Source organism: Stenotrophomonas sp. CFBP8994, assembly GCF_034044835.1.
GTDB classification, from domain to species: Bacteria; Pseudomonadota; Gammaproteobacteria; order Xanthomonadales; family Xanthomonadaceae; genus Stenotrophomonas; species Stenotrophomonas rhizophila_A.
The window spans coordinates 387,597-400,259 of the sequence record NZ_JAXCWT010000003.1 but is presented as its reverse complement, the minus strand read 5'-3'; the positions used below and the strand labels follow the sequence as shown (position 1 = coordinate 400,259).

Below are 12,663 nucleotides of genomic sequence, written 5' to 3'. Positions count from 1 at the left end.
TCACTCGACCGCCACCACGTTGTTGAGCTGGGTCACTTCGGCGCCGCCATCGGCCAACATCACCCGCACCTTCAGGCCGCTGCGGTTGCCGGCCGGCAGTGGCAATGCCACCGTAGTGGTCTTCGGCACCAGATCCGTGGGCGCTGCCATCGCTGGAATCTCGATCCGCGCCAGCTCGCGCCCGCCCGCATCTTCCAGCACCGCCGTGCCCAACGGCGTGCCCACATGCCCCAGGCTGTGCACGGTCACGTGCACCTGGCGGCCATCCACGCGCACGTCGCCACGGCCTACCGCCAGGTCGGGCCGCTGTTCCACCGGCATGCCCGCCTGGATCAGCTCGAACTCCACCACCTGCGCCTGCCCCGGCGCGAACCGCAGTGGCACGGACGCGCTGCGCTCGAGCGTCACCTCGCGCACGTCGGCCTTGCCGTCGATCCGGTCATCCCCGTCGCGGTCCACCCCGCTGGTCATCCGCCAGGTCCCGGCGGTGACATTCCACGTGCTCATCTGCGCATCCACCGCGCGCTTGCCGGTGTTGTAGGCAATCACCTTGAAGCGCTCGGTGGACGGTGCATGCACCAGCAGCGCCACCTGTTCGGCTGCATCGGGCTGGGCGAAACGCCAGCTCACCGTGTGGCCCGGCCAGCTCTGGTTGCGCTTGAGCGCGATACCGCCCAGGCGGGCGCGCTGCAGGAACTCGCTCGGTGCTTCGACGCGGTCGGACCACCAGTGGCCTTCGGTGTTCATGTACTCGCGCTGCGCCTTGGCCTGGATGCCATCGGCGTGCAGCGCCTCCAGGTACTTCTTGTCGCCAGTGGCCTGCCACGCCATCAGGCTGGTGAACCCGGTGTTGCCTGCATCGGCATCGGCGACCAGGCCGGGGCTCCAATCCGCGCCCTTGCCCAGCACCTCGACGAAGTTTTCGCCCAGGTTGGCCAGTGCGCCAGGGCCCCCCCGCTGCACGCGGTAGTCCAGCGCCTTCAGGTACTTGTCGTCGCCGGTCCAGCGCCACGCCGCCCAGAACGTGTGCATGACATCGCCGCCGCCGGAACCGTTGTTGAGCTCACCGCCGCGCACCTTGCCGGTGGCCCAGTTGATCTCGTTGGGCAGCGCCCAGCGGCCCTTGTCGTCGGTGTAGGCGTGGGCCAGGTAGCTGTCGGCCAGTCCGGTGACCAGCTTGCGGCCGGTGGGGTCGGCGTTGTACTGGCCCATCAGGAAGGCCGGGTGCAGCGCCGGGAACGAGTACGGCTTCTGCCACTGCCAGTTCGGCTCGCGGTAGACCTTGTTGCCGCCGAACCAGTTGCTGGAAAACAGCAGGTGACCCTGCGGGTTGGGCAGGATGATGCGCTCGTCGAACGCCTTCACCGTTTCCATCAGGCGCTCCACCGTGAGCGGGTCGCCCCAGTTGAGGTAGAGCATGGCGCTGTTGGCGTTGATGCCTTCCTCGTAGGCGTGCAGCTCATCGGTTTCGATGGTGCTCAGGCCATTGGAGAACATGCCGTTGCGGTACACCGCATCGGACAGCGCGGTGAGCGAGCGGTTGAGCGGGTCCGGCTCCACGCCCATCAGCGCCAGGCCCGGCCACTGCTGGGTCAGGTCGGTATCGTCGGAGATGCCGCCGCCGAAATCGCCGTAGGCGATCTGGCGGTTGTCGATCCACCAGTCCACGAAGCGGCGCACGTACTTCAGGTCTTCGGTCTGGCGGAACGCCCACAGCGGCACGCCCTTGGGCGCATCGGGCTGCGTGAACGGCGGTTTGCCCTGGCTGTTGTAGCTGATGTAGTTCCAGTACAGCCGCCCCAGTTCGTGGTCCGGGTCGACCCGCAAGAGGTCGGTCAGGTCCGCGTACACGCGCGCATACAGGCGCTGGCGCTTGGAGGTGGTGTGCTCTTCGACCAGGAAGCCCCAGTTGTCGCGGGCCTGGTTGAAGCGGTCGGCTACATGTTCCTTTTTCGCTTCGGCGCGATCCTTGTACACCATGCGGATTTCCGCACCGTCCAGCGAGCCGGCGTTGAACCCGGGCGCACCGGAAGCGATGCTGATCCACAGGCTGTCGGCGGTGAGGATGCGGTCGCGCAGGTCCAGCCACAGCGTGCGCTTCTCGTTCGGTTTCACCGACACCGACACGTCGATCATGTCACGCGCCGGCCAGATCGGGTCCTTGATGCGGATGTTGAGCGGAATGAGCCCGTCCTTCGCCGCCGGCAGGTCCAGCGCAGGCAGGTCGATGGCCACGCCGTCCAGCCCGTCATGCATGTTTTCCCAGCTGTGCGCCCAGCTGCGGATCAACGGCTGCGCAGCGGGGGCGTCGCCCACGCCCGAAGGAATCAGCACGTGCACGATCGGCAGCGGGTTGGCCGGCAGCGTATCGGCCGCACGCCGCCGCGAACCTGCGCCCTTGGGCAGGGCCATCACGGTGCTGCGTTCGGCCGCTGGATAGCGGCCGTCGATGTAGTCGCGCAGCGCGGTGATGTTGAGGTAGTCGGGCAGCGCCCGGCTGTCGATCAGGTACCGTTGCTTGACGGTGCCCGTCGGCTCGGCCGCGTCGCTGACCTGGTAGGCCCAGATTTCCTGGATGGGGGTTTCCTGCGCGCTGTTGCGGAAGTGCAGCACCCCGCCGGTCTGCGCCGGAATCTGGTCAACGCTGCGCACCACGCCCTGCGGGCGCTGCAGCAGCGGTGTAGGCGCCGCGCTGCCCGCGCTGTGACTGAGCGCGCCAAAGGCCGCGCCGCGCACCTCGATGCGGTTGACGGTCTCACCGTCAGGCAGGGTCAGGTCGAGCTGCTGCCCGCCTTCCACATAGGTGTTCCAGTCGGGCAGCTGGAAATAGTCGTTGCGGCCGGGCAGGCGCGAGCGGTTGTACACGCCCGGCCAGGTGGTCTCGGCGATGCCATCGGTGGCCTTCCACATCCACTGCTTGTGGTCTTTGGTGTCGGCGAACTCGATCTTGCGGATGGTGGTGGTCGGGCTGGCCAACGCGGGCGGAGCGGCGCTGTCCCAGCCGAAGCGGTGGTTCCAGGCGCGCGTCGCGCCGGTATCGGCGACGGCGGTGCTCGGTGCCTTGTTCGCCGCCAGCGCGGACATTCCGGCGGGATCCAGCAACTGGTCGTACACCCGGATCTCGTCGACATCGCTGCCGCGCAGGAAGTTGTAGCGGCTCTGCACCTGGTAGGGCGCCATCACCCGGCCGGCCAGCCCGAGCTGGTCCAGGGCGGCATCGTAATCGGCGGTGGTTTCCTGACGGGCGACCTCTTTGCCGTCCACGTACAGGCGCACGCCGTGGTTCTCGTCCCAGCCGAAGGCGATGTGCTGCCACTGCTCTGGCGACGGAAGGGCATCCAGTTTGAACGACACGCGGGTGCGCGCCAGGTTGGCGTCGGTCACGAAGGCATCGAAGCCGTGGCCGTTCCAGTCGATGCGCAGCCAGGCCATGTCCCAGCTGCTGTGGTCGGCATAGCCGACCCGGAAAATCACGAACGGCGCTTCACCCACCGCGTAGCGGGGGCGCCAGAAGAAGCCCAGGGTGCCGCGTTGTGCCTGGATGTTGCCCGGCGCGTTCCACGACAGCACGCCGTCGTCTTCCCACTGGATGGCAGCACCGTGCGCGCCATCGGGCACGCGTTTGACCTTGTCCTGGAAGTTCGGAACCGCGTCGCCTTGCGCGGTATCGGCGGTAAAGCCGTTGTCGGCCGACACATGGAACAGCAGCTGCGGCGCGCCCTGTGCCCAGGCGCCGGCACTGCCTCCCAGCAGCAGCAACATCAGGCTGGCGGAAAGGCGGGTACGGCGGGGCGAACGGACAACGTGCAGCGGCATGGCAGGTTCCTTTCGACAACTCAGCAGTACGGCAGTGGCGTTGGAGAGCGGCACAACGCAGTGCACGTGCGCTGCGCGCAGGCGCGCGGACATCCCCGCCGCACGCCTGCACGCAGCACACGCTAGCAAAGCGGCGGTTCCCCAACATCTTGCGTCGCAGCAGCGGCGGCGTGCACGTGCACGCCGCCGCCGGGTCTGCGATGGATCAGAACTTGTAGCGCGCGCCCAGCATGAACTGCCGGCCGGTTTCGGTGTACTGAAGCGGCAGGCGACCGGTGGCCGGCGAGTACACCCACTCGTCGCTGGCTTCGTTGGTCAGGTTCATGCCTTCCAGGCTCAGCTCCAGCTTGTCGCTGATCGCGTAGCGGATCGAGGCGTCGATGAAGGTGGTGCCTGTCATGCCGTGGGTACCGTCCACGTTGAAGCCTGCTTCGGTGCCCGGCACCTGGGTCAGGTAATCGTCGCGGTTGGTGGCCGAAACGCGGCCGGAGAACACCTTGCCTTCGTAGAACAGCGTGGCATTCCAGCTCGACTTGGACAGACCGGTCAGGTCGGCCTTCATCACCGGCTGGCCGCTGGAGTTGATGTACTGGATCTGCGATTCAACCCAGGTGTAGTTCAACTGGATGCCCAGGTTGGACCAGTTGCCCGGCAGGAAGGTGAAGGGCTGGGTGTAGTTCGCTTCCACACCGTGCAGCTCGCCACCGGGGGTGTTGACCGGCTTGGTGTAGGTGAAGTCATCGGCCGGCGACGCGCCGGTACCGATCAGCAGCTCGGCCGGAAGGCCGCTGGCGCTGTACGGCGCCACTTCGCGGGTGGTCTGCACGAAGCTTTCGATGTCCTTGTAGAACAGGCCGATACCGGCCATGGCGCCTTCGCTGAAGTACCACTCGAAGCCCAGGTCCACGTTGGTGGCCCGGATCGGGTCCAGGTTCGGGTTGCCGCTGGAGATCGTGCGCGCACCGCCGGCCACGGCCACCGTCGCGCCCGGAGTCAGGCTGCCCAGGCCCGGGCGGCTCATCACCTTGGCCGCACCCAGGCGGATCAGGAAGTCCGGCGCCACTTCGGCCACCACGTTGAACGAAGGCAGGGTGTCGTCGTAGCTGCGGTCCACCGTGGTGGACACGGTGCCGGTGGCCAGCGTGGAAAGACCGGTGGAGCTCTGCTTGGTCTTGACGTAGCGCACACCGAAGTTGCCGGAGAACGGAATGCTGCCCAGGTCGGTGGAGAATTCGCCCATCAGGTAACCGCCGCGGTCTTCCTCATCCACGCTGCGCACGTTGTTGGCGCGCGGCGCGACGGCGAAGATGCCCGAGTTGCTGTAGATGTCGAACTGGTCGGCAATGGCGTCCAGGTTCGGCACGACCCACTGGTCGGGCGTACCGGTGATGCCCTTCAGGCCGGCCTGCTCGGTCATGTCCACCGGCACGATCTTGGTGCCGTTGGGGAAGTTGGGCACGGCCAGTTCGCTGGCGCGGCGCAGTTCCACGGTGCTGAAGGTGTAGTTCTTGGCCAGGATGCCGCCCTTCAGGCGGAAGCCGGGGCTGATGTTCCAGTTGAAATCGACCTGGCCGGTGTCGAAGTCATTGTCCACGTACTGCGGGCGCAGGCGGATTTCCGCCAGTTCCCAGCCCGCCGGGTTGGTCGGGTCGATGCCGTAGTTCAGCTTCGGGAACCGGCTGTTGCCCCGGTAGTCGTAGCTGTAACCATCCACATCGTACTTGTCCATGATGATGGTGGTCTGGATCGGGTTCTCGTGCTTGGAGCGCGAGATGCCGACCTTGCCGGACAAGGTGAAGTCATCGCCGAAGCGGTGCTGGCCGTTCAATGCGATCTGCTTGAACTCGGTGCTCCACTCGTCGTGGCGGTTTTCGGTGCGGATGTCGACGTTGTCGAATTCGCCGTAGACCAGCGCGTTGTTCTCGATCACGCCATCCTTGACGATCATGTTCGGCTTGCCGACCAGGCGCGGGGTGCTGCTGGTGCCGCGGCTGAAGGAAATGGCTTCGATGTAGTGCTCGTCGCGCTCGGCGTCGATCTTCGAGTACAGCGCATCCAGCGAGATTTCAGTGGCGTCGGTCGGCTTCCACTGCAGGGTGCCGGTCACGCCCAGGCGCTTCTGCTCGTGTTCCATCTGCACGTAGCGCGGGAAGCGCGGGTGGTAGACGTTGGCCGAACGCGCGGCGGCGAACGGCGAAGACGCGCTGAAGTTGCCGTTGCTCGGGCCGTTGGCCCAGCGGCCGGTGTTGGAACCTTCTTCCAGCGCCTGGCGCTCGGAATAGGCCACCGACAGCAGGCCGCCGAAGGTGCCATCGGCCCAGGTGTTGGAGATCAGCGCGGCGACGCGCGGGTCGGCCTTCTCGGCCATGGCGTTGTAGCTGGCCTGGCCGCTGGCGGCGAAGGTGTAGCCGTCGTAATCGAACGGGCGCGCGGTGCGCAGGTCGACCGTGGCGCCCAGCGAGCCTTCTTCCACGTCGGCCGACGCGGTCTTGCGCACGATCAGCTGCGAGAACAGGTCCGAGGCGAACACGTTGAAGTCGAAGCCACGGCCGCGGTTGGTGCCGCCGCTCTGGTCGCCCGCCCCTACCGTGGTCAGCGCTTCCATGCCGTTGATGCGGACGCGGGTGAAATCCGGGCCCAGGCCGCGCACCGAGATGTTGCGGCCTTCACCGGCTTCACGGGTGATGACCACGCCCGGCACGCGCTGCAGCGACTCGGCCAGGTTCAGATCGGGGAACTTGCCGATATCCTCGGCAACGATGGCGTCGACCACGCCCGATTCGCTGCGCTTGATGTCCAGCGCCTTCTCGACGCTGGCGCGGTAGCCGGTGACGGTGACGGTATCCAGGTCGGTGGCTGTGGCCGGGGCAGGATCCTGCGCCAGGGTGGTACCGCTCAGCGCCAGGCCGATGGACAGGGCGAGCAAGGTAACCGGTGTCTTTTTATGGATGTTTCGATATTGCATGTTTTCCCTCTCCCAAGGTGCTACATGAAACAGCTATCCGGCGACATGTCAGTGCAATGACACCGCTGGTCAGGGCGGACGTTAACAGTCCGTTGGGGATCGGGCATCTTGCACCGCAACAGACTTTCAATGTCTCGTAGACGCTTGCGGGACATAGGTTCCGACAAACCGGCCGGGTAGACGAAGGCCGCCGCACCGCTAAAATGACACCGCTAGCCATTACTGTCCGGGCCCTGACCCGCAGGTCATGCCCACCACGAAGGGATCCATCGCCATGAGTCGTGTTGTCTGTTTCGGGGAGTTGTTGCTGCGCATGAGCGCGCCGGGCCGCAAGCTGCTGCTGCAGACGCCGCAGCTGGCCGTGCATGCCGGCGGCGCGGAGGCCAACGTGGGGGTTTCGCTGGCCCACTTCGGGCACACCGTGCAGATGGTCAGCACGCTCCCGGCCAACCCGCTGGGCCAGTTCGTGGCCGGGGAACTGCGAAAGCATGGCGTGGGCACCTCCACTGTGCAGACCCGTCCCGGCCGCATGGGACTGTACTTCCTCACCACCGGGGCGGTGCAACGCGCCAGCGAAGTGGTCTACGACCGCGTGGACTCTGCATTCTCGCTGGGCACGGCGGCCGACTACGACTGGGATGCGCTGCTGCGCGGCGCGCAGTGGCTGCACCTGTCCGGGGTGAGCCCGGCGCTGAACCCGGCGATGGCCGAGGCGACCCTGGTCGCAGCGCGCGCGGCGTGCGAACGCGGGGTCAAGGTCTCCTTCGACGGCAACTTCCGCCCGTCGCTGTGGGCGCGCTGGGAAGGCGATGCACCGCGCATCCTGCGCGAGCTGTTCGGCTGCGCCACGGTGGCGTTTGCCGACTACCGCGACATCGGCGTGGTGTTGGGCGGGCAATTCGAGCAGGCCGCGCTGGCCGACCGCGTGGACGCCGCTGCGATACAGGCCTTCGCCGCCTTCCCGCGCCTGCAGTGGATGGCATGCACGCAGCGCACCCCGGTCAGCGTGGATCACCATACGCTCGGCGCGATGCTGCTGGGCCGCGACGGCACCCGCGCCGTGGCACCCACGCGCGAATTGATCGGTATCGTCGACCGCATTGGCGGCGGCGATGCATTCGCTGCCGGCATCCTGCATGGCATGATGCAAGGGTTCGAACCGGACATGATCGTGCGTTTCGGCCTGGCCGCGGCCAGCCTGAAGCATTCCATCCCCGGTGATTTCAACCCCGTCAGTGAAGCTGACGTACTGGCCCTGACGGGCGAGGAGCGATTCGATGTCCGGCGCTGATCCGCGCGTACGCGCAGTCCTGAAACTGGCCCCGGTGATTCCGGTGTACACCCCTGAAAGCGTGGACGAGGCGGTGCATGTCGCGCAGGCGCTGTTCAACGGCGGGCTGCCGGTGATCGAGGTGACCCTGCGTACCGCCATTGCGATGGAGGCGATCCAGGCGATGGTGGAAGCCGTGCCCGATGCAGTGGTCGGTGCCGGTACCGTGCTGACCGCCACCCAGACGGAGCGGGTCAAGGCCGCAGGTGGCCGCTTTGCGGTGGCGCCCGGTGCGACCGAACGGCTGTACGCCGCCGCGCGCGATACCGACCTGCCGTTCCTGCCGGGCGTGGCCACCTCGTCCGAGCTGATGCTGGGGCTGGAGCACGGGCTGGATACGTTCAAGTTCTTCCCCGCCGTGCAGGCCGGTGGCACGGCAATGCTGTCGGCCTGGAACGGCCCGTTCGGCGATGTGCGGTTCTGCCCGACCGGCGGAATCAGCGCGCAGACCGCGCGCGATTTCCTGCACCTGCCCAATGTGCTGTGCGTCGGTGGCTCATGGCTGACCACGCGGGCGCTGCTGCAGGCGCGCGATTGGGCGGGGATCGAGGAACTGGCGCGGGCGTCGGCGGCGCTGGTGGGCTGAGCTCGATGTCCGCACTGTCCACCGCGAAGACCGTAGTGCTCTCGGTGCTCTGCGTCGTGGTGGCGCTGTTCGTGCTGGGCATGGTGAGCGGTGCCGGTGGATGGATCGCGCCCTGGCTGGGGTTGGGCGAGGGCGAGGTGCGGCTGGCGTGGGACCTGGGCTGGACGATCCTGGGTGGCATTGCCGCTACGGCATTTGCTGCGCGCTATGCGCCGATGTGGCCGTACGCACATGGCGGCGTGGTGTGGGTATTGATTGCCGCCGCGTCGGTGTTTGCCGCGTGGGACCTGGGCAGCGATTACCCGTTCTGGTTCGTGGTGACGTTGTTGGTGTCGTTGCCGGTACAGGCGATTGGAATCTGGTTGGGGGCGCGGTATCGGACTCGGTGAGTCCGCGCGCCCGATCACAGCGTAGGCAACACCTGCTTGACCTGATCTATCCCTTCCCAGGGATCTTTCTTCAGCTTCTGCGCACGCTGCAGCGCCTTGGGCAATGGAAACGCATCGGCGGCGGTGATGCGTCCCAGCTCTTCCCAGCGCAGCGGCACTGCCACGCCGGCTGATGGCCTGGCACGCAGCGACCACGAACACACGCTTGTGGCGCCGCGCGCATTGCGCAGCCAATCAATGAAGATCACGCCGGTGCGCTTGGCCTTGCTCATCGTGGCCACGTAGCGATCCGGTGCGTGCTCGGCCATCGCCTGGGCGAACGACTCGCAGAAATCCTTGGCCTGCGCCCAATCCGCCTTGGGCGTGAGTGGCACCACCACGTGCACGCCCTTGCCGCCGGACAGGCGTACGAAGCTTTCCAACCCGATATCCTGCAGGCGGTCGCGCACATCGCGTGCTGCGGCCTTGATCGCCGCCCAGGTCACGCCCTCACCGGGATCCAGGTCGAACACCAACCGGTCCGGATGCTCGGGGTCGTCCACGCTGGCGCCCCACGGGTGCAGTTCCAGGGTGTTCATCTGCACCAGCTGCAGCAGGCCTTCGGTGTCTTCGATATAGAGGTAGTCCTCGCGGCCGCTCTTCTGCTCCAGCGGGATGGCTTCCACCGCGTCGCCCAGGCCGGTGCCGTGGTGCTTCTGGAAGAAACACTGCTTGTCCACGCCATCGGGGCAGCGCAGCAGTGACAGCGGGCGGCGGGCGACCTCGGGCAGGATCCAGCGCGCCATCTGCCGGTAATAGTCGGCGACGTCGCCCTTGGTCAGCCTGGCTTTGGCGAACACCACACGTTCGGGGTGCGAGATGTTCACGCCGTCGGCGGCGCGATCGGGCGCTTTCGCCTTTGCGGGTGCCTTCGTCGCCTTCGCGGCCTTGGCAGGTACCGCACTGGCAGCCGCACCCAGCTCCTTGGCCGTCTTGTCTTCGCGCAGGCGCTTGAAGCTGGCCTGCCGCAGCAGCCCTTCCTTGGCCCAGCCACGGAAGGCGACTTCGGCCACCAACGTGGGTTTGACCCAATGCACGCTGCTCGCCTTGAACGGCACGTGCGAAGGCAGTTCCACGGCGCCCTTGTCGGTATCCAATGCCTTCAGCTGGCGGTGCATGGCAGCCAGCTTGGCATCATCGAAGCCGGTACCCACGCGGCCCACATAACGTAGACCGCCTTTGTCGGGCGCAGCCATCAACAGTGAGCCGAAGCCACTGCGCGATCCCTTCGGGTCGGTGTATCCCACCACCAGGAACTCATCGGTGTTCTCGTGCTTCACCTTCACCCAGCTGGGCGAGCGCGCGTTGACGTACGGCGCATCCACCCGCTTGCTGATGATGCCCTCGAAACCGGCCTTGCCGCTTGCCTCGAAAACCGCCGGGCCGTGATCGAGCACGTGGTCGCTGTATGCCAGTGTGCCGGGCGTGTCACCCAGCAGGTCCTTCAGCAGTGTCTTGCGTTCCAGCAGCGGCGCGCGGCTGATATCCACACCGGCCACGCCGGGCATGTCGAACACCACGTAGCGCAGCGGCTGCCTGGCGGTGCCGTCAATCACTTTCTGCAGGCCGGTGAAATCGCTGCGGCCCTGCGCATCCAGCACCACCAGCTCGCCATCCAGGCGCAGGTCGGTGACCGGCAGTGCCTGAATGGCCTGCACCACTTCCGGGAAGTCTTCGGTCCAGTTCAGGCCGTTGCGCGAGCGCAGCGCCACCACGCCATCGCGCACATCGGCCAGCAGGCGGTAGCCGTCCCACTTGATCTCGTGCAGCCAGGTTTCGCCGTCGGGTGCGGTGTCGCGGTGATCGGTGAGCTGGGGTTTGAAGTCGTGGGGATAGGGCTTGTCGCGTGCATGCTCCAGTGACAGCGCGCGTTTTTCCCAGCGCGCGTCGGCATTGCGGCGTGCAACCGGTTTGATTGTCCTTGTCGTCCTGGAAGAGCGGCTGGAGCTTGTCTTTGTGGTCACACCTTCCTCCAGCAGCGCGTCCGCGTCGGTATCGCGCGCCTCTTCGTCATCACGCTTGATCAGCAGCCACTGGTGCTGCTTCCCTTTCATGTTGGTGCGCACCAGCTTCCAGCCGCCCTTGAGCCGGCTCCCATGCAGCACGAAGTCGACTTTGCCGGCGGCGATCGCCTCCAGCGGGTCGCCATCACAGGCCCACGTGCCGTGGTCGTAGACATCCACATGCCCGGCGCCGTAGTGGCCTTCGGGAATATCGCCCTCGAACGTGGCGTAGGACAGCGGGTGGTCTTCCACCTCCACCGCCAGCCGCTTCTCGCCCACGCGCAGCGACGGTCCCTTCGGCACCGCCCAGCTCTTCAGCACGCCATCGGCTTCCAACCGGAAATCGTAGTGACGTGCACTGGCGTGATGCAGCTGCACCACGAAGATGGGGCGGCGCGCGACGGCGCCCCGGCGCTCGTCGTCGGGTTCGGGGGTTTCACCGAAGCGGCGCTTGCGCCGGTACTCCTGCAATGACATGGCGCTTACCCGGCCTTGCGCGTCGGCGCGCTCTTGGCAGTCTTCTTCGTCGCCTTCGTGGCTTTGGTTGCCTTGGTTGCCGCCTTGGTGGTCTTGGCTGCCTTCTTAGCAGGTGCCGCCTTCTTCACCACCTTCGACACCGCCGTCTTCTTGGCCGGGGTCCGTTTCTTCGCATCCAGGCTCTTCTGCAGCAGCGACATGAAGTCCACCACGTTGGTGGTGGCGTCATGCGGCGCGGCCGGCTCGTCTTCCACGGTGGTGGTGCCGCCCTTCTGTTTGATGCGCTTGGTCAGCACTGCCTGCAGGCGTTCGCGGAATTCGTCGTGGTAGTCGTCCGGCTTCCATTCACCGGACATCGATTCGATCAGCTGCTCGGCCATCGCCGTTTCCTTGCTGCTGATCCGGTAGTCGGCCAGCGAGCCGGTAGGCAGCTTGTGTTCTTCAGGATCCACCAGCTCCTGCGGGTAGCGCAGGATGAGCAGCACCAGCGCATGCTCGTGCGGCATCACCGCGCACAGGTATTCGCGGGTGCGCACCACCACGCGGGCAATGCCCACCTTGCCGGTGCTGCGCAGGGTTTCGCGCAGCAGCACGTAGCCCTTCTCGGCCTTTTTGCCCGGTACCAGCAGGTAGGGCTTTTCGAAGTAGCGCGGGTCGATCTGGCTGGCGTCGACGAAGCTTTCCACTTCCACGGTTTCGTGGCTTTCCGGCGCGGCCGATTTGATATCGGCCTCATCCAGCACGACATAACTGCCCTTGTCGTATTCGTAAGCCTTGACGATGTCCTTCCATGGCACTTCTTCGCCGGTATCGGCGTTGACCCGCTCGAAGCGGATCGGCTTGCGGTCGCGTGAATCGAGCATGCGGAAGCTGAGGTCGGTCTTGCGCTCGCCCGACATCAGCGACACCGGCACATTCAGCAGCCCGAATGACAGGGTTCCAGTCCAGATCGGTCGGGCCATGGCGGCGCCACTCCAGTGCAAGGCGGGAGGCCAGCTGTACCGCGCAGGGCGTGAAACGCCCGTGTCCGGCCCGTAAAGGCCGGCTGCACGCGCCGC

Annotated in this window: 7 protein-coding genes; 3 read left to right on the top strand and 4 right to left on the bottom strand. The window is 66.4% G+C overall.

Annotated elements, in window-relative coordinates:
- Together SOM39_RS10270 and SOM39_RS10265 are read right to left on the bottom strand one after the other, a co-directional pair.
- The gene (locus tag SOM39_RS10270; protein WP_414715868.1) at positions 1-3,816 is read right to left on the bottom strand and encodes a LamG-like jellyroll fold domain-containing protein; all 3,816 of its coding nucleotides are present in this window, start codon (positions 3,814-3,816) and stop codon (positions 1-3) included.
- 205 nt (positions 3,817-4,021) lie between these two features.
- Positions 4,022-6,781: a TonB-dependent receptor gene (locus SOM39_RS10265; RefSeq protein WP_320458265.1), complete on the bottom strand. Its 2,760-nt coding sequence runs from the start codon at positions 6,779-6,781 to the stop codon at positions 4,022-4,024.
- 274 nt (positions 6,782-7,055) lie between these two features.
- On the opposite strand from SOM39_RS10265, the gene SOM39_RS10260 reads away from it, so the two are divergent.
- From SOM39_RS10260 to SOM39_RS10250, 3 genes are read left to right on the top strand one after another with little or no spacing between them, the layout of a single operon-like run.
- On the top strand, positions 7,056-8,072 hold the full coding sequence (locus tag SOM39_RS10260; protein WP_414715867.1) for a sugar kinase: 1,017 nt from the start codon (positions 7,056-7,058) through the stop codon (positions 8,070-8,072).
- Complete coding sequence (gene eda, locus SOM39_RS10255; protein ID WP_320458264.1) at positions 8,059-8,697, top strand: bifunctional 4-hydroxy-2-oxoglutarate aldolase/2-dehydro-3-deoxy-phosphogluconate aldolase; 639 nt, start codon at positions 8,059-8,061, stop codon at positions 8,695-8,697. Before SOM39_RS10260 ends, eda begins: the two co-directional genes overlap by 14 nt.
- Before the next feature lie 5 nt (positions 8,698-8,702).
- Positions 8,703-9,086: a hypothetical protein gene (locus tag SOM39_RS10250; protein ID WP_095362409.1), complete on the top strand. Its 384-nt coding sequence runs from the start codon at positions 8,703-8,705 to the stop codon at positions 9,084-9,086.
- 14 nt (positions 9,087-9,100) lie between these two features.
- Here SOM39_RS10250 and ligD read toward each other — a convergent pair whose 3' ends face one another.
- Both ligD and SOM39_RS10240 read right to left on the bottom strand, forming a co-directional pair.
- Positions 9,101-11,605 carry a DNA ligase D gene (gene ligD, locus SOM39_RS10245; RefSeq protein WP_320458263.1) on the bottom strand — a complete coding sequence of 835 codons (2,505 nt, stop codon included), beginning with the start codon at positions 11,603-11,605 and terminating at the stop codon, positions 9,101-9,103.
- Positions 11,606-11,610: 5 nt separating this feature from the next.
- Positions 11,611-12,567, bottom strand: a complete 957-nt coding sequence (locus tag SOM39_RS10240) for a Ku protein (RefSeq protein WP_093535409.1) — start codon at positions 12,565-12,567, stop codon at positions 11,611-11,613.
- Between the last annotated feature and the right edge of the window lie 96 nt (positions 12,568-12,663).